The following is an 18,069-nucleotide window of genomic DNA, read 5'->3' on the forward strand; positions in this document are numbered from 1 at the left end:
CCCCGACAGATACCGATACCCTGCAATGTTTACTGCGATAAACACGGATTCAGCGCCCCCTTTTATTCACTCCGTTGAGATGGGCAGCGTCGACCCTTTCCCCGCCCTGCGCTACTGCCTGGTCTCATTCACCGCGCGTGATTACCATGACGGGCTCTTTGATAAATGGGGCATCCCCTTTCCCGGCCCGCTCAACAGCGCCGTGGTTAAACGCAGGGCGGAATATCTTGCGGCACGCTATGCCGCGCAACGGGTGCTGAAATCCTTCGGCTGTGACGCTACGCCGGGCAGCGCGCCAGACCGTTCTCCGGTGTGGCCTTCCGGCTGGCGGGGCAGCCTGTCACATTCTCATGAATGGGCGCTGGCGGTTGTTGCGCCAGAGGCGTCGGGCCTGACGCCGGGCGTCGACATTGAATTTCTTGCACCCGAGACGATGCAGCGGACAGCGCACCTGTTTACCACACCGCAGGAGCGGGAGTGCCTTGCCGCCAGCCGGATCGACGAGGCTAGCGCGCTATTAATGACCTTTTCCGCGAAAGAGAGTCTCTATAAAGCGCTCTATCCTGACGTTGGCCGCGTCCTCGATTTTGACGCGGCCAGCGTGTGCCACATTGCGCCTGAACAGCAGGGGATCGCCCTGGAGCTGACCCGGACGCTTTCCCCCCAACGCGTAAAGGGCAGCCGGATCCAGGGCTATTATCAGCTATCAGGCAACCGGGTTATCACGCTCATTGCCTGACGTCAGCAAGGGAGCAAGATACGTCATCACCATGTCGATGCCCTCCCCCGGACGGCGCAGCGGATTATGCCCCTGGCCGTGGGTCTCTGCCAGCCTCGCGCCAGGCCAGGCGTTGACCAGGCATTCTGCTTCGACCCGCAATACGATGTCATCACTGCTGTCGTGAATAACAAGGGCGGGCTGATCGACCTGCTGCAGCCCCTCGTAAGCGTTAAAGCGCTGCCAGACCGCCTCGCCAATACCAAAATACCCTTCAATATACCGGCGCAGCCTCTGCTGCTGACGTCCCGGGAGGTTCAGGATCGCGGCATATTTCGTGACCAGCCCGCTAAAGTGCGTCGGCGCGCCTACGATAACCAGCGCGCGGGTCCGCAATCCCGCTTTTACCGCATTGATGACGGATAACCCGCCAAACGAGTGCGCCACAATCGCGTCAAAACCGCCATCCTGCTGCGCGAGTTGTTCAATGATTTCAATGAACTCGACGATGCTGCTCTGACAACCTGCCGCGTTACCATGTGCAGGGGCGTCAAACCCGATGACCTGAAAGCCTTTTTCGACCAGCGCTTTGATCAGCCTGCCAAAGTGGGAAGCCCTGGACTCCCAGCCGTGGGCTAATAGCACGGTAGGTCCCGTGCTGCCCCAGCGGTACACCACCGCATGTTTACCATTGCTCAGAGGGAGGGATTCAATGCGGCTCGCCAGCGCCGTCATCTCTTTATCGCTTGCACGCGTCGGCACCCGGCGCGGCGTAAAAAACCGATTGCCCAGCCAGTCGGCGGTCGCCCCCGGCACAACCCAATCCATAAGGCGAATCCCGGCCTTCACGCATGAAACCATCGGCGAGCGCAGGTAGGCGGGTCCACGATACTGCTGGTAGGCTTGCTCGATCAGTCGATCAAATTGCTCACTCATGGGATTCTCCAGAAACACAGGGAACAGTGGAATTAACCGCGGATGATTCAGACTGACGGATCAGGGCACGCTCTGCGTCGCTGGCAACGTGTTCGTCCCAGTACGCGAGTTTTGCTTCCATTCGTTTAAACCACAGTGGCGGTATCAGCGCGTAGAAAATATGGGCGACATACCCTTTCTCTATTCCCACCGCATAGCTGTGCGCCTGCAAATTCCAGTACTCACGGCGGGGATGGGTGTGATGATCGGAGTGGCGCGTCAGGTTCAACAGACCGGCCGACGAGGCCCGGTTATTGCAATCCCAGCTGTGTCGCGGCTCCACGCGCGTGCCGGGAAGGCGGACCAGACCGTAGTGCTGGATGTAATTCACCGTTTCAAACAGGAATTTAGACACCAGCATGGTCACCAGGCACGCCAGCGCGCCCCTGATGCCCGCCGCCGTAAAGCAGGCCACCACGATCAGCAGGCTCATCAGCACCCCGCTTATCACCCGGTTCACCAGCATGGCGCCGCGCCGGTTCTGAAGCGACAGCCGCTGTGCTTCAACCTGCCAGGATTCAACATACTGCGACAGAGAGGAACGGATAAAGAAGCGATACACATTTTCCCCACGACGCGCCGTCGCCCCGTCCGCCGGGGTCGCCACGTTAGGATGATGCGAATAGACGTGCGAAATCGAAAACTGCGCATCGCCGACCAGCGCCAGAAGCCAGCGCCCGACCATCATCGCCATCAGACTGTGGGTTTTGTGGATAAGCTCATGAGCCACCACGGTATTGGTGCTCATGGTATAGCCGGTGGAGGCCGCCGCAAGCAGCAGCTCAGGTAGGGTAAGGTTATGCAGCGCCATAATGTTGTGACCCGTGAGGGCGGAAAGCCATGCGCCAAACCCGAGCAGATCGCCGGGAGCGGCCTGCCAGACAAGAGTGAACAACGCCAGCAGCGCGGCCGGGAGCTGTAAATACGGGATGATCTCCAGCAGCGCAGGAAGTCGGTAGTGGCGATCGGCGGTGTCGTGCGTGGTTGCGTTATCGAAGAGGACATAGCTCAGCGTCACGCAGAGCATGGAAACGACGATCCACACGCCGCCGAGCAGAGTGGTTAGCGCGGTGAGCGGTAAAAAAACGCAGGGGACAAGGGCAAATCTCAGGTAACTCAACATACGGGCTCCTTATTGTTATGACTGTTTTTTGCACCGACCGGCGGCGAGAAGCAGTCCATTTCAAGCAAGTGGCTCATCACCCCTCCGGCAAGTAGCCTTTGCCGACACGCCTGCGCCAGCGCTGGATTGCCGCAAATCACGACGCGCCATTCGGCTACCGCCGTCCGGCGGGGATAGAGGGCGCGCCAGTCGTCAAGCCAGCAGGTCACACGGCCAGCCAGCTCTCGCTCCTGAACCTCACGCTCCCGGGATAACGCATGCAGAAAGTGGAAACCGGGATGGTGCTGACGCAGACGCTGCAGTTCTTGCAGGTCGAATTTGTCCTGCCGTCTGCGAACCGCGTGGATCAGCATGACCTCGCGGTGGGGATGACGCGCCAGCGCGGCGCGGACCAGACCCAGCGTCGCTCCCAGCCCCGATCCGCTGGCGATGGCCAGCAGCGGACCGTTACCGTCATCCTTCTGGCCGAACTGCCCCCGGCAGTCTGAGAGCCACACCTTCCGACCAGCGCCCTGTTCATCACACAGCAGCGGGGATAGCCGCCCCTCTTCCCGGCGCGTGATATCCAGAACAATCTCTCGCCCCCGGCTCGGCCAGCTGACGGAGAAGCTCCGGATATCCTTATCCTTTTCGAGACCGACCTGAACGTATTGTCCTGGCTGAAAGGGCAACGCCTGTTCCGCCAGCAGCGTCACGCGCCATACCGTTGATGAGAGCGCGACAGCCTGCGTAATTCGCGCAGGCGTCCAGGACGTCGAGACCGCGGCCAGCGTTAAATCCGATTCCGGCAGGCACTGGCATGCCAGCACGTGGCCGGCGGCAATCTCCTCCTGGCTGAGCAAATAGCTCAGGTCGACGAGCGAACGCACCTTCCCGCTCGTCACCCGGCAAAGACAGGATTTACACGAGCCGACCTGGCAGTTATACGGCAGGGAAACGCCGGCGTTGAGCGCGCTTTCGAGGAGCGTATGGCCGGACGTCAGGGGGAATTCCCGTCCCTCAAGCGTCCCCTGAAAATGACCGCGTCGGGAAAACCATCTCTTCAGCATCTTATTGCCCCCCGCACAGCAGCAGCCCGTCGTCAAAGACGCTGCCCATCATCACCTTTCCGCCCACCGGCGCGGCGACGCTGATTGCCGCCAGCGCCTCGCCGTGGCTCTGATAGAGCATACTGGCCTGAGCGATCTCTCCCTGTGGGCCGGTTGTCAGCCGCCATACCATGGACGGTGAACGCGCCTGGGCATCTTTCTGATAGGCGGCCAGCTTCAGAAGCTGCGGGTGCGCCGCCACCAGCATTCCCTGTCCGTCCGGCAGAATATTGTCGACGCCATGCAGACCGCTGACGCGCCCCAGCAGGACGGGCGCAGCCTCGTTCGGTTGCCACGCCCAGCTGCTCACCGCGCCGCGGGTGGTTTCCGCCACGTACAGACGCCCCTGCGGTCGGTTGTAGTAAATGCCGTTCGCAAAATGCAGGCCATCGATCAGGGTATGCAGCCCCGCCCCGTCTGCCAGCAGGACGCTGGAGAGCGGCAGCCGCAGATAGTCCTCCAGGCGTCCCGCGAAGCCCTTCCAGCGGTGGTCCCGCGTCAGCAGCCAGCGGGTTTTATCAATCACGCTGATATCATTGATGTTGTTGCCGACAGCGCGCGACAGGGCGGGCTGATACTCAAGACGCATCTGCGCGCGATTGAAGCGAAACACATCAATGCTGTCCTCCTGAGGGCGGTGGTTCACCACGTAGATCCACGTCACGCCCTCCTGCTGCCAGACATCGATGCCGTGCGGGAAGAAGACATCCGGATAGTCGCCGGCCAATCGCCGCGGCCGGTCGCTGCCGTTGAGGTAATACAGCGCCCCGGGCGCGCTGCCGTGTCGGTTGAGGCTACTGGCTATCGCCCCGCCATCCGATAAGGGAGCGATATCCTCCGCGCCCTCAATGCCCGTTATTTTTTGGCACTGTTCCCCGCCGCTCTCCTGCACCCGGTAAAACAGTCCGGCATCGATCAGCAGATTAACGGCGAACGCCAGCACGGCGCCCGCGAGAACGAAAATCGTCAGCTTTTTCATGATGCGGCCAGCGCCTCTGACGACGAGAACAGCGCTTCAACAGCCTCTTCTCCCTGCTCGGCCAGCACGGTTATCGCCTTCAGGAAGTGCTCCAGCAACGCGCGGGCTCGTTCCTCGGTGAAATAGCGCATCTGGTAATCCAGCTCGACGGACAGCCCCTCTTTCGTCTCGAGAATGTTAACCATCAACGGGAATTCGACGGCGCCGATCGGGAGCAGCGACAGACTGGCCTCCCACTGCCGCATTTCTGCCAGCGGAGCATGCGGCTCGACGTTAAAGGTCGCCAGCAGCGGAAGCGGCGCATCCTGACCGTGGAAGCAGCGTGACGGCAGGGCGGGCTCGCCGCGCTGCGCGAGGATACCGTCATGGATTGCCCTGGCAACCCCGGACACCGACGCGCAGGCAGCGCTGTCGATACATAGCGGCAACAGCCTGACGCACTGCCCGACAAGCGCGTCCCCCTGCCCGAAATCCCGCCCGGCATCCGGCACGCCGACCGGCACCGGGGAATGACCGACCGCCTTCTCAAGCGTCAGGGTAAAGAGCGCATTCAGCATCGCGAAGCGGGTCACCCGCAGCTCGGCGGAGGCTTTGCGAAGCTGCCCGGTCAGGCCCGGATACGACAGGCGCTGTACCAGCCGCTGCCCCTGATACGTCAGGGAGGGATCTTGCACCCTCAGAACTTCCGGCGTTACCCGGCGCGCTGGAAGCGCCGCAAGACGCGTAGGTAGCTCAGCCTCGCTGACGATGTTCTGCGCGCGGATAGCCTGCAGATAGCTTGCCGCAGCCGCCAGGTCAGGACGTTTACCCGACGCCAGGGCATCGTAAAGATGCAGCAGCTCGCGCAGCATCACCATAAACGACCAGCCGTCCGCCACCGTATGATGGGCCGAGATGGCGAGCGTGGTTTTCCCCTCGTGGCGGACAAGCAGCAGGCGAGCCAGCGGCGCGGCGGTAAGATCAAAAGGACGCGCAGCAAATTCAGCGAGACAGGCGGCAGGCGCAGCGTTTTCCTCGCAGACATCGACGACGGGCGCCAGGGCCACCTGAAGTTCACCCGCGTCGGTGTACTGCATACGCAGCGCGTCATGGCGCTCGCACAGCAGTTGCCAGGCGGCGCGCATGATGTCGCCATCTACATTGCGCGGCGTGTTAATGACGCCGCCGATCGTCCCGGCCAACCGCCCGCTTTCATCCTGCGCGGCCAGCTGCAGAAAACGCTGCTGGCTGTCTGCAACGGCATAACGCGTGTCGGGGCGCAATCCCGCCTCGCCAAAGAAGCCGTCCACGCGCATGGCGTTAACGCTCTCTTTCACCGCCGCAATAAACCGATCGATATCCTCATCCGCGTGCGCGACCGAGACAAAACAGTTACGTCCTTCCCAGATGAAAATGCCGCGCAGCATCAGGTGGTGGAAGAGGATGTCGTAGTTACCGTTGAATTTGAAACGGAACAGGCTGCCGGCTGAGACGATCTCAATCGGCGTGCCGGTCGCTGAGAACCAGGTATTTAGCGACATCGCCAGACGCGCGGTTTTTTGGTTGATGTCGTCATACAGCGCCGGATGCGTTTTGATGTACTCCAGCACGGCTTTGCTTGCCGCCATGGTCAGCGGATGCTTGGAGAACGTACCGGCAAAGAAGATCAGTTCAGCCTGAGGCCAGGAGTCATCGCCATACTGCCAGAATCCGCCGTCGATACTGTCCATAAAGCGGGCAGAGCCTGCTATCACGCCGATCGGCATACCGCCGCCGACAATCTTTCCGTAGGAGGCGATATCCGCCTGAACGCCGTAATACGCCTGCGCGCCGCCGGCAGCCAGACGGAAACCGGTGATCACCTCGTCAAACATCAGCGCAATGTTGTGGGTTGTCGTCAGTTCACGCAGGGTATGCAGGTATTCGCGTGGCTGATGATCGGGATAACGGCTCTGCACCGGTTCGACGATCACCACCGCCAGCTCGGCGGCATAGCGGGCGATAAGCGCCAGGCTCTCTTCGCTGCCGTAATCGAGCACCAGCAGGTCGTCCACCAGCGATGGCGGCGTGCCTGCGGCAATCGGCGTCGCGCGCTCGGGGGTTTCTCCCCCCTGCTGTCGCCCCAGAATGCCATCAAACACGCCATGATACGAGCCGCTAAACAGCGCGACTTTATTTTTCCCCGTCACGGCGCGCGCCAGGCGCACGGCGCTCATTACCGCTTCAGAGCCGGAGTTACAAAATGCCACCCGCTGCTGGCCGGTCAGCTCGCTGATAAGCGTTGCCACCTCGCCCGCCAGGGCGCTTTGCGGCCCAATCTGCATGCCCCGCGCCAGCTGGTCGGCAACGGCCTGCTGCACGCAGTCCGGCGCATGTCCCAGCAGGTTAGCGCCAAACCCCATCGTAAAATCAATATACTCGTTGCCATCGACATCCCAGATGCGCGAACCCTGAGAGCGCTCTCCCACTAAGGGGTAAAGCATCTCTTTGGTGGATAAACGAAAGCCCGCAGAGGCCCGGTTATCCGCGAGCACGGCGCGGTATTGCTGGGCATTGCGTTTTGACCCGCCCGTTTTATCGACAAACCGTTGGGTGAGTTGCGCCAGATGCTGGTCGCGCTCAGCGCCGAGGGAGACCTTTTTGGTCTCTTTTTTAAACCAGCTGTTGTGCGCGCTGGCCTTCACCGGTACGGCCGGGGCCACGACGGGCGCAGGCGCGATCACGTCCGGCGTCGCGGGTGCGGCTGGCATCGGGAGAGCCTGCGCCGTGCCGTTAAGCAAATTTAGCTGCTGGGACATGAGCTCCAGCTGGCGGGCAATCAGATCCTGAACCGTATCAGGCACCGGCCTGCTGGCCCCCTGCGGTGTCGCGACAGGCTGTGCCGCCAGGCCGGCGGTTTCCGGGGTGGTGAGCGAAGCCGCCGCCGGCTGCGCGTGCTCCACCACATAACCGATCACCGCGTCCAGCGTATTGAGCTCTTCAAACAGCGCCCGCACCGGGATGGCTACGCCATAGCGGTCTTTAATGGTATTGATGGCATCCAGCAGCACCAGCGAGTCCGCCCCCATTTCCAGGAACGGCAGAGAGTCGTCAAGCGCGGCGGGATCCGCCTCAAGAAAACCGGCAATAATCGCTTTTATTTCAGCGGCTAAATGGTGTTGATTTGACATAGCGTCCTCTTTTGCAGATGGGGTCTGCGCTGGCGTCTCATCTGCCAGCCAGTATCGTTTGCGGCAGAACTGGATTGCGGGCAGGGCTAGCGCCTCCCGCGTGGTCGCGTGGTACAGCCCGCTCCAGTTGATGTCGTGCCCTTGCTGCCACAGCGTACCCAGCAGCGTCAGCAGTGATTTGTACTCATGTCGCCGGTCGCCTGCGGCCAGCACCCGGTGACGGCGGTCGGTTGCGGTCACAAATTTGCCCAGCGAACCGTCCGCACTCAGATCGATAAAGGTGAACTCACCCTGCGCAAGCACGTTTTGCACGCCCTGAAGGAAACTCACGGGCTGGCGAATTTGCCGGGTCCAGTAGTCGGCGTCGGTGCGGTCGCACGCCTCACCGTTCAGGTTGCTGTAAAACGGGATCGTCCCGCAGGTGAAGGTGACGTTGTTGACCAGCCACTCGCGCCAGGCGCCGAGGATCGGATCCATCATCGAGGAGTGAAATGCGCTGGCAGTTTTAATTTTTCTGGCGTGACCGCCTTTTGAAGATATGGCGTGAAGGCAGGCGTCAATCGCCGCCCGGCTGCCTGCGATGGTGGTCAGCGTCGGCGTGTTGAATGCGGCAATATCAATGTCGCCCGTCCAGGGGGAAATCATCTGACGGACGTCGGCTTCGCCGCTGAAGACGACAGCCATCGCCCCTTCCTGCGTCAGGGCTGACATCAACAGCGCGCGCTGATGAACCATTGCCAGCCCGTCGTCCAGCGAGAGATAGCCGGCGATAACCGCCGCGCAGTACTCTCCCAGGCTGTGCCCCAATACGGCAGCCGGACGCGGGCCGAACTGCATCACGCTCTGAGCAAGCGCGTAGCTACAGGCAAATAATGAGAGCTGACAGGTTCTGGCGCAGCGCTGCCAGCTGTCGTCACGGGCAAACAATGCCTGCGTAATATCAATCTGATAGCGCTGCTGAATAGTCGTCGCCAGCGCGTCAAACTGGGTGCGATAGTGCGGCAGATGGTGATACAGCTCGGCCCCCATGCCGATTTGCTGGGTGCCCTGCCCGGGGAAGAGCCAGACCTGGGGCTGGGCTTTACCCGCCTTGCAGACGGTGAGCTGCGCAAGGCTTTCCTTCAGCTGGGCGCGATCCGCGCCATACGCCACGCCGCGATAGCGGGCCGCGTCGTAGCGGGTGTTCACCAGCCGACACCAGGTAGCGATATCGCTCTCCTGGCACGTCGATAACCCTTTTTTGACCGCCTCCCGCTGAAGGGTAAACGCCCCTTCATCATGTGAACCGACCAGAAGCAGGCCGTGCGGCGCAGCGGGCTCCTGGCGTTTTTCCACCGCTGGCGCGCTGCGCAAAATCACATGACCGTTGGTACCGCCGAAGCCAAAGCTGCTTACGCCCGCGTAGCGTGCTTCGCCATCGGCATGCCATGAGGCAGGCTGCGCGCCGCTCACCTCAACATGACGGCTAATCGCCGCAATATGCGGGTTTTTCTGCTGAAAATTGAGGTGAGGTACGTATTGCCGGAAGTGCAGCATCAGAGACGTTTTCACCACGCCCAGCACGCCCGCCGCCGCCTCAAGGTGGCCAATGTTGGTTTTGATCGAACCCACCTGGACAGGTGCGGTCTTTTTCCGGTCCGCAAACACCGCTTCCAGCGCCTGATATTCAATCAGATCGCCAAGCGCGGTTCCCGTACCGTGCGCTTCGATATAGTCAATGCTGTCGCTGTCCAACCCGGCGTCCGCCATCGCCTGCAGGATGACCGCCTGCTGCGATGGGCCATTGGGCGCGGTTATGCCGTTGCTGCGGCCGTCCTGATTCACGGCGCTCGCCACCAGCGTGGCATAAACCCGATCGCCATCCGCCAGCGCCTGTGAAAGCGGCTTAAGCACCACGACGCCACACCCTTCGCCACGAACGTAGCCATCCGCGCGGGCGTCGAAGGTTTTACACCGGCCGTCGGGGGCCAGCATCTGGGCTTCGGTGAAGACTTTTTGCAAATGCGGCGTCAGCGCCAGATTAACGCCTCCGGCAATGGCCAGAGCGCAACGTCCGGCCCGCAGGCTCTGCATTGCCCCCTCTATCGCCACCAGCGAGGAAGAACAGGCCGTGTCGACGGCGACGCTTGGACCTTTTAAATCATAAAGATAAGAAATTCGGTTGGCCGCGATACTGTGCGCGTTGCCTAAGCCGCTGTAGGCCGAGACGTTATCGCCGCAGGCCAGAGCGTAGTCGCTGGCGCTGATCCCAACAAAGACCGCCGTATCGCTACCGCGCAGGGAGGACGCCTTAAGGCCGGCATCGGTTAGCGCCTGTTGAACGGTTTCTAACAGCAGACGATGCTGCGGATCGATATAGACGGCCTCACGGGGAGAGATGCCGAAGTAGCCTGCGTCGAACGCGTCGACCTCGTCGAAGAAACTGCCTTTACGGTTAAAACCGTCAAGGGACGAGGTACGCCAGCGGTGCGCCGGGATCTCGCCGGTCGTGCTGTGGCCCTGCTGCAGCAGCGACCACAGCGCCTCCACGCCGCTATGTCCCGGCAGCTCCACACCGATGCCAATCACCGCAATGGCACTCTCTGCGACGGCTGAGCTGACCGGCCGGGCCGCAGCGGGTTGCCCCAGCGCGGCCGCCAGCCGATTGATGGTGGGGTAGTCATAAATCAGCGCGGGAGAGAGCTCGCGGCCCAGCCGCTGTTCAAGCTCGCCAATCACGCCCACCGCCTGCAGAGAGCTCATGCCAAAGCCGGTAAACGCCTCGTCCCACTGGGATTCGCCGATCGTCGTGTTCATCGCGCTGCTGATTATCCCGGCTATCAGCGCCGCCAGCGCGGGTGGGGTTTCCCCCGCGAGTTCAACAGGTTTCGACGTGTCCTGGCAGCTGCGCCAGGCTACTTCCAGGGTTCCCTGCTGGTGCATCGCTTTCGCGCGGGTGCGCTGTAGTTTCCCGCTGGTGGTGCGGGGAATTGACCTTCGCCCGACAAGGAGCAGTTCATCCAGCGTGATGCCGTGCCGCTCCGCCACCGCCGCGGTCACGGACGGTGCCAGCGTCGCCATATCGAGATCGTGTTTATGACGCGTCATCAGCTCAAGCAGCGCAACCGGGCGCTCGTCTTCACTGGCAAACACGCAAACCGTCGCTTCCGCCAGCGCGGGATCGGCCTGGCGGATCGTCTCTTCAATATCCGTCGGGTAGTGGTTCTGGCCGTTGATAATCAGCAGCTCTTTGAGCCGTCCGGTGACGTACAAATGGCCGGACTGGAGAAACCCCATATCGCCGCTGCGCAGCCACGGGTGCGGATGACCTGTCAGAGACGCCTGGAAGGTTTCGCGCGTGGCGGCGTCATTATCCCAGTATCCTGCGGCAACGCTCGGACCACGCAGCCATATTTCCCCGCTCTCACCATCAGTAAGCGGCTGATGGCGATCGGGATCGACGATACGCACCTCGGTATCCGGCAGAGCCTGCCCGCAGCTCACCGCACCGGCCTCGTCGGAAACGCGGAGCCCTTGTCCTTTCTCCATCCCGGTGACGATGAGCGTGGTTTCCGCCATGCCGTAGCAGGGCAGGAACGCGCCGGGCCGAAACCCGGCGGGCGCAAAGTGTTCGCTAAACTGCTGTAGCGTGGCGGGCCGAATCGGCTCTGCGCCGCAAAAGGCCACATCCCAGCGCGAAAGATCCAGTGCCTCAACCTGCTCTCTGCCAATCTTGCGCACGCACAGATCGTAGGCGAAATTAGGGCCGCCGGAGGTCGTCGCCTGATAGTCAGAAATATGTTTGAGCCAGTTAAGGGGGTTTTTCATGAGCATCATGGGCGACATCACCCGACAGGGGAAGGCGCCAAACACGGGCTGCAGCAGCCCGCCAATAAGCCCCATATCATGAAAATGCGGCAGCCAGATCGTGCCCCGGCTTTCGCTGTGATGGCCGAAAAAGCGGTGAATGGCATGCGAGTTAGCCCACAGGTTGCCATGGGTCACCATCACGCCCTTCGGAGAGCCCGTCGAACCCGAAGTGTACTGTAAAAAAGCCAGATCGTTTTCCGCTACCGGAACGGGGTGAAATGCCCCGGAGAACGTGCGATCAAGAGGATGCAGACGATAGCCCGCCGGTAGCGCAGCTGTGTCTGGTTTGTCGAAGGTAAAAATAAGCGGGGATAACGGAAGTGATAGCTGGCCTAGCGTTTCTGCTCCCTTTGCTGTCGTAACAATACATTCCGTTTGCGCATTACGTAATACTCCGGCAAAACGCTCCCACGCGCTTCCTGATGATTTTGCGGGCATCGGGACGGGAACCGCCACCCTGCCGGCATAAAGGCATCCAAAAAAAGCGCCAATAAAATCTTCGCCATCCGGATAAAGCAATATTACCCGGTCGCCCCGTTGCCCGTATTGCAGTAATGCGTGTGCAAGCGACGCGGCGCGCTGGTGTAACTGGTCATAGCTTTGGCTCTGAATATCACTGGCGCTGCGGACGAATTCAAATGCCGTCTGAGTAGTTTGTTGAACAGCAAGTACGGGCAAAAGCTGGTTGAAGGAATGATATCCCCTGTTAAACAACTGATGAGACGGCATCATAATTCGCTCTATATTTTCAAATGTAGTGAGGGTGAAAAGATTATTTTCCGGCGCGGCCAGCCAGCAGATCGTTACAGAAGTCGTTCCATACCTTCAGCCAGAGATCGACGCGCTGTTCCATCTCGGCATAGCGGTCTTCCGTCAGCGCCTGGCAGAACAGGATCCAGGCATCTTCGGAGTGACCATCTTCAATGGACTCTCCCGTTTCGCTTTCTACATGGATGCTGTGATAGCCCTGCGTGACGTCAATATCCGTTGCTTTATCAACACCTTTGGCCCACGGCGTGGCGAAGTCGTGGAAGACGGTCTCGGCCACGGCCAGCAACCCCACCAGCTGGGTATAGTCGCCATAGGCGTTTTCAAAGGTCGCCCGGCAGGCCAGGGAGCTGGACATCGGCAGCCAGGATTTCACCTCGTGCTCCGTCATCCCCAGCTGCTGGATGGTCGTGAAGAACTGGACGTAGTGCGCCAGCGCGGGCTGACCGTTGTAATTGCCTTCGGCGTCTTCGCCAGGGTGGAAGCCAAGCTCATCCAGCAGGTTGATTTGCAGCAGAAAACGGGCCGCCATTTTCGCCTGAGCGCCCAGCGGCGCTTCCAGCTGTTTCGCCGCGCTTAACGCTTCAATAACCGCATCGGTAAAGACTTGCGCAAACGCGTGATAAAACTCCAGGTGGAATACACGCATCTGTTGAATATCAACTTCACCGCTGTTCATTTTTGCCAAAATAGGGCTGCGCATCAGCGGATGAGATTCAATCCGGTCAATAAGCCTGTTGGCAAATGCGCGGTTTTCTGTATAAACGTGCTTATCTACGGTCGCGACAATAGCGTCCCGACCTAGCTGGCGGGTATTCATTAACGTTTTCATTTTATCTCTCAGGTAGGTGATAGTTTACAGGGCTGAAACCCTGCCAATTGCCATTACGACTAACGCATACATTCCACAGCTAAACGGTATTACCTGCACATATTTAAATGGCAGATAAAAACACGACGCAATCAGGAGAACCGGAATACCCACCGAAAGTATCATCATGCAAATAACGGCATAATATTTATAGATATAAGACACGGCGAGGTCATCAATACACATGCCATAGAGCATGGATATTAACGGCAGCATAATAAAGGCAATATGTGCCAGCCTTAACATTCTGCGATTTAAATCAGTATAATTTTCATGCCCTTTAGGGGCGCGAAAGGGTCCCTTAAAGGCGTACATACCCATTAATCCACCCATCATTATGCCGACGACAATACCGCTCCAGCCAAAGGCAATCAGTATTGCACTGAGATTAGCCACTTTCTTTCTCCTGTTTAGCGCTGCACAAAGGTAAGGCACCTGAGGAAATACAGGCACCTTTATTTATTAATAATAAAAACAGATATAACGATTAAAAGTCCGGGTATTCTTTATCCGTCGCGTACGTTATCGGTTTTTCAAATCCGGGAATGGTGATGCCATTCATATCAATCTTAATATCTTCCTCATTTATCCCCTGCTGGCCGAAAAGATAAATGACATTGAGTTCACCCTGCGACGCCGCCTCGTCGTACGCGTTCGCCTGACGCCGCACCTGGCGGTTACGCTGCTGATAATCCGCATACACCGCGTCCCCATAGCGTTTGCGCAACCATTGATGGGTCAGCTTTGGCGAGTAAACCACCCCCGTGGCATTATTACCGCCAAAGCCTTTTGAATTAATAAAGGCGATTTGTCCCTGATCTTCCTTTAATTTGCAGTCCTCAAGAGGAATGGTTAAGCGCGCGTTATTCACCTGCGGCGCGATGTGGGGCACGCTTTTAATTCCCGGCAAAATACCATAGCGGAAGACGCCGAGGCAGCTGATGAGCTGGTCGCCGCTGGCGGGGCCCAGAGAGTGACCGAGATACGATTTCACCGCCGTCACCGGCCAGTCGCGAATCGAAAAGGCTTGCGCAACGCGGTCAAAAATATCCGCCTCGGAGACGCAATTCTTCGGCGTGCTTGAGCCGTGCGCCTGAATAAACGATCCCTTTTGCACCGTCTCCATCCCAGCCATCGATACCGCAGAGGCTACGGCTTTCGCCATGGTGATGTAATTCCCCGGCCCCGGCGACGCGATAGAACGTTTAAAGCCGTCAGCGTTGATGAAGACATTCCCCACTGAACCGTGGATCTCTGCGCCAAGCTGCAGCGCCAGCTCGTCGTCCATTAACACGACATACTGGCTGGATTCCGCGATAACAAAACCGCAGCTGTTGCCAAACGGGCGGCTGCTGTTGCGCCAGTCAGCCGTTTCCGTTTCATCAATATGCTTAAGCTTGCTCTCCGTTGCCAGGGCGCCCATGGCATCGAATCCTTCAATCACTTCTGAGGTGACCGGCGCTTCGGCGCTGCCAACAACGGCCACGCGAATGCGCCCCGCTTTGATATCTTCAACTGCCGCATTCAGGTTATACAGAAACGTGGCGCATGCCCCCAGCGTGGCGCTGGTATGACCGACGCTACCCAACACATAGGCATTGAGGAAATCGGCGCACATGCTGTTCAGGCCCAGCGGGCATTGCTTGGCGCTGACGCGATGGCCTTTCAGGCGCGACTGCAGCATCCCGCCAAAGCCATAATCGTCGAGCTGCCCCATGATATTGCCCGAATAGACGCCGAGCTGATCCGGCGTGATTTTGGCCTGCACCTCTCGCCACGGGATCCCCAGGGCGTTGATGGCGTCTGACGCCCCGACAATCGCCATTTGTAACGCCCGCGGATGAAACTGCGAATTGTAATGGTCGCCCGGGCGGAATCCCTGCGGCAACAGCCCGGCAGCCTGAACCTCCGTGCGCAGCAACGCCTCAATTTTACAGTCCATCTCTCCCTGAACGGTGATACGGACACGCTGATCCGCTATTTCCTCAACCTGCCATCCCGCCGGTAAGGGTTGAGGTAATTGTCTGGCAGATATATTAAAACTGAATCCCTCTTCGCCTGAAACCATATTCAATTTTGCATGGCTGGCGATAGCATCGACATCAAAATAGTCGCGCGTAATTTTTCTGATAAGGGTTCCCTCAAGCGCGTCGTCTTTTATCCTCGCGGCGGCCTGAGCAGGTGTAAATCTTTTACCGGAAATGTCGCAATACCCACCTTCATCATATTTAAGCACACCCATCAGAATGGCTAACGATAATAACGTCTCCTGCCTTTCCTCTTCCGATAATGACTCAATAATCATTCGACGAAATGCATGATGTGAAGAACTACGACCAGCTGGACCATAGCCGCCAAAAGCCGTTATTACGGGTAATTTCACCATAATTGATCCTCTCGTGGTCGTGGATTTATTTTGTTAAGTAAGTGCGATAATTTCAGATATTAGTTTACAAATTACCAACAAAAGCTAATATGAAAATCCAGCCAAAATGCTGACTTTTTTGGCCAGGACAACAATGAGCTACCAAAAATAATAGTCAAAACAGGTATTAATCAAAAATGACAAATACACAAATAGGATTTGTGTTATGTGAACGCATGCTAAGTTCCGGTCTCAGTCTTCCGATTGAAATGTGGAAAGCGGCAGCCAGTAGCTATTTAGCCGAGCAAAAAACAACATCCCACGCAGACACGCACAAACCGGAGACGTCTTCATTCAGGCTCTGTCGCCCGGAGAATATTCTGAAGGTGAATACCATTGGCATAAACAGCGAGCCCATCCTGACGCACAGTGGCTTCAGCATTACCGCCGATACCACGCTGACCGCAGACAGGCACTATGACGTTATCTATCTTCCTGCCCTGTGGCGCAATCCTCGTGCAGTGGTCAGACAACAGCCTGAACTCCTGGCATGGCTTAGCGAACAGGCGGCGCGAGGGACCCGCATCGCGGCCGTCGGAACGGGCTGCTGTTTCCTGGCGGAATCGGGATTGCTCAACGGGAAACCCGCCACCACCCACTGGCATTACTTCAAACAGTTCTCGCGTGACTACCCCAACGTAAAATTACAAACCAAACATTTTCTCACGCAGGCCGATAATATTTACTGTGCCGCCAGCGTCAAAGCCCTCTCAGATCTGACCATCCATTTCATCGAAACGATATACGGGAAACGTGTAGCCACACATACCCAACGGACCTTTTTCCATGAAATTCGGAGTCAGTTTGATCGCCAGTGTTACAGTGAAGAAAACAAACCCCATCCGGATGAAGATATTGTTCAAATTCAAATCTGGATAAAAGCCAACTGCGCCTCGGATATATCCATGCAAAATCTTGCCGATATGGCTGGCATGAGTTTGCGCAACTTTAATCGCCGCTTTAAAAATGCCACCGATATATCCCCCCTGCAGTATTTATTAACCGCCAGAATTGAATCCGCCATGACAATGCTGCAATCCACCAATCTGAGCATTCAGGAGATTGCGAATGCGGTGGGATATCAGGATATTGCGCACTTTAATCGCCAGTTTAAGCATAAAACAACGGTTTCACCGGGGGATTACCGAAAGACCGTCCGGGCAAAGATGTTTAGTGCATAAACCCCGGTCATCTCTGATAATGAAAAGATGACCACGAGGAGGCTCAACGTGCAAGGCGTACCGGAACAGTTTAATGATGAAAGAGACAGCGCGCGCTTTCGCCATCTGGCGCAGCTGCCGGGCCTGGAGCTTTATCACGCGCATATTTCCGACTACGCCTTTGAGCCTCACACCCATGAAGCCTTCGGGATCGGCACGATTGAAACCGGCGCCGAACGCTTTCGCTATCGCGGTACCCAGCATCTCGCGGCGGAAAAATCCGTCGTCACCATGAACCCGGACGAGATCCATACCGGTGAATCCGCCACCGAAGGCGGCTGGCGCTACCGGATGGTCTATATCGAACCCGATCTGCTGGAAGAGGTGACCGGCCTCCGGCACTGGTGGTTTAGCGATGTCACGCGACATGACCCGCTGCGCTCGCAGCAAATCGGCAGGCTCATCTACGGCTTGTGGCACACGGACGATCCGCTTGCGCAAAAAGGATTACTGCTGGATCTGATTGAGACCTTCCAGCCGCTTGCCCATCACGCGCCGGTGATTCAGGAAGGCGCGCACCGCTTCGAACGCGTGCGCGAGTACCTGCACGACAACTACATGCGCGCCCTGACGCTGGACGAGCTGGCCAGCGTCGTTTCGCTCAGCCCGTACCATTTCCAGCGCCAGTTCAAAGCCCATTTTCACGTTACGCCGCACCAGATGCTGATGGCCATTCGCCTCTGGCGCGCCAAAGCGTTCCTCACCCACGGCATGCCCGCCGCCGAAGTGGCAGCCGCGACCGGGCTGACCGACCAGTCCCATTTAACCCGCGCGTTTACCCGCCGATACGGCATTACGCCCGTGCGTTACCAGAAGCAGGTCACCCGGCGCTAATGCGCAATCTCATACAATACGCGCGCATTTCCCCCTCCTACACTGCATACAGCGTAAATACCTGTGGATG

General features: G+C 58.5%; 11 protein-coding genes. 3 read left to right on the top strand and 8 right to left on the bottom strand.

Annotated features, from left to right (window positions below; translation table 11 throughout):
- Positions 1–25: 25 nt before the first annotated feature.
- On the top strand, positions 26–739 hold the full coding sequence (locus ACOTZB_RS10770) for a 4'-phosphopantetheinyl transferase family protein (protein ID WP_193805178.1): 714 nt from the start codon (positions 26–28) through the stop codon (positions 737–739).
- On the opposite strand, the gene ACOTZB_RS10775 is transcribed toward ACOTZB_RS10770, so the two are convergent.
- From ACOTZB_RS10775 to ACOTZB_RS10810, 8 genes are all read right to left on the bottom strand, one after another.
- Positions 707–1,654 carry an alpha/beta fold hydrolase gene (locus ACOTZB_RS10775; protein ID WP_047652059.1) on the bottom strand — a complete coding sequence of 316 codons (948 nt, stop codon included), beginning with the start codon at positions 1,652–1,654 and terminating at the stop codon, positions 707–709. The genes ACOTZB_RS10770 and ACOTZB_RS10775 overlap by 33 nt on opposite strands.
- Positions 1,647–2,816 carry an alkane 1-monooxygenase gene (locus ACOTZB_RS10780; RefSeq protein WP_193805179.1) on the bottom strand — a complete coding sequence of 390 codons (1,170 nt, stop codon included), beginning with the start codon at positions 2,814–2,816 and terminating at the stop codon, positions 1,647–1,649. Before ACOTZB_RS10780 ends, ACOTZB_RS10775 begins: the two co-directional genes overlap by 8 nt.
- On the bottom strand, positions 2,810–3,865 hold the full coding sequence (locus ACOTZB_RS10785) for a 2Fe-2S iron-sulfur cluster binding domain-containing protein (protein WP_421627115.1): 1,056 nt from the start codon (positions 3,863–3,865) through the stop codon (positions 2,810–2,812). Before ACOTZB_RS10785 ends, ACOTZB_RS10780 begins: the two co-directional genes overlap by 7 nt.
- Before the next feature lies 1 nt (position 3,866).
- Positions 3,867–4,883: an arylesterase gene (locus tag ACOTZB_RS10790; RefSeq protein WP_421627116.1), complete on the bottom strand. Its 1,017-nt coding sequence runs from the start codon at positions 4,881–4,883 to the stop codon at positions 3,867–3,869.
- Complete coding sequence (locus ACOTZB_RS10795; RefSeq protein WP_421627203.1) at positions 4,880–12,610, bottom strand: aminotransferase class III-fold pyridoxal phosphate-dependent enzyme; 7,731 nt, start codon at positions 12,608–12,610, stop codon at positions 4,880–4,882. The genes ACOTZB_RS10790 and ACOTZB_RS10795 overlap by 4 nt, the downstream gene beginning before the upstream one ends.
- 43 nt (positions 12,611–12,653) lie before the next feature.
- On the bottom strand, positions 12,654–13,481 hold the full coding sequence (locus ACOTZB_RS10800) for a hypothetical protein (protein WP_421627117.1): 828 nt from the start codon (positions 13,479–13,481) through the stop codon (positions 12,654–12,656).
- A gap of 24 nt (positions 13,482–13,505) precedes the next feature.
- Positions 13,506–13,916: a membrane protein gene (locus tag ACOTZB_RS10805; protein WP_047652052.1), complete on the bottom strand. Its 411-nt coding sequence runs from the start codon at positions 13,914–13,916 to the stop codon at positions 13,506–13,508.
- Between the two features lie 91 nt (positions 13,917–14,007).
- Positions 14,008–15,906 carry a beta-ketoacyl synthase gene (locus tag ACOTZB_RS10810; RefSeq protein ID WP_421627118.1) on the bottom strand — a complete coding sequence of 633 codons (1,899 nt, stop codon included), beginning with the start codon at positions 15,904–15,906 and terminating at the stop codon, positions 14,008–14,010.
- A gap of 176 nt (positions 15,907–16,082) precedes the next feature.
- Between ACOTZB_RS10810 and ACOTZB_RS10815 the strand changes: the two genes are divergently transcribed.
- Both ACOTZB_RS10815 and ACOTZB_RS10820 read left to right on the top strand, forming a co-directional pair.
- Complete coding sequence (locus ACOTZB_RS10815; RefSeq protein WP_257831084.1) at positions 16,083–17,126, top strand: GlxA family transcriptional regulator; 1,044 nt, start codon at positions 16,083–16,085, stop codon at positions 17,124–17,126.
- 48 nt (positions 17,127–17,174) lie between these two features.
- On the top strand, positions 17,175–17,999 hold the full coding sequence (locus tag ACOTZB_RS10820) for an AraC family transcriptional regulator (RefSeq protein WP_182072217.1): 825 nt from the start codon (positions 17,175–17,177) through the stop codon (positions 17,997–17,999).
- The last annotated feature ends 70 nt before the right edge of the window (positions 18,000–18,069 follow it).

It is taken from the genome of Enterobacter cloacae complex sp. SHL020, from assembly GCF_049236945.1.
Lineage (GTDB): Bacteria > Pseudomonadota > Gammaproteobacteria > Enterobacterales > Enterobacteriaceae > Enterobacter > Enterobacter dykesii.